Origin of the sequence: Cellulomonas citrea (genome assembly GCF_009829685.1) — a bacterium.
GTDB classification, from domain to species: domain Bacteria; phylum Actinomycetota; class Actinomycetes; order Actinomycetales; family Cellulomonadaceae; genus Cellulomonas; species Cellulomonas citrea.
In genome coordinates, this window is sequence record NZ_VWSD01000372.1 from 1 (window position 1) to 556 (window position 556).

Consider the following 556-nt stretch of genomic DNA (forward strand, 5'->3'; position numbering starts at 1 on the left):
GCCCTGCCCGGTGTGCGGCGCCGTCGAGCACCCGGCACCGGCCGCACTGGCCGCCGACCACGTCGACGCCGTCGCGGTCCAGGCGGCCGAAGAGGAACGCCAGGCAGCCGAGCACCGGCTGGCCACCGCGGCCGCGACCGTCGAACGGCTCGCCGAGCGGGTCGGCACCCTGCGGGAACGCGCCGAGGGCCACGACGAGCCATCCGCGACGGCGCTGCTCGACGCGGCTCGTACGCAGGTGCAGGTGTGCCGCACCGCGACCGCCCGGGTCGAGGCCCTGGCCACCGAGCTCGACGGCTTCGACGCCGCCACCCGGGACCGTGAGCAGCTGCGCGCGCAGGTCGATGCGGAGCGCAGCGGTGCGCAGGCCACCCTCGACGCGCTGCGGAAGCGCCTCGCCCTCGAGGAGGCGGAGGTGACGGCCGCCCGCGGCGAGTACCCGAGCGTCGCCGCCCGGCACACCGCGGTGCAGGCCGAGGCACAGGCGGCCGCCGACCTCGCCGAGGCGGTCGCCGAGCACGGCGCCGCGCGGGCCGACTGCGCCGGCCGTCAGGTC

The 556-nt window shown here is 78.8% G+C and carries 1 pseudogene; it reads left to right on the top strand.

Annotated features, from left to right (window positions below):
• Window positions 1-556, top strand: a pseudogene (locus tag F2B26_RS16810) (AAA family ATPase); the annotation flags it as partial.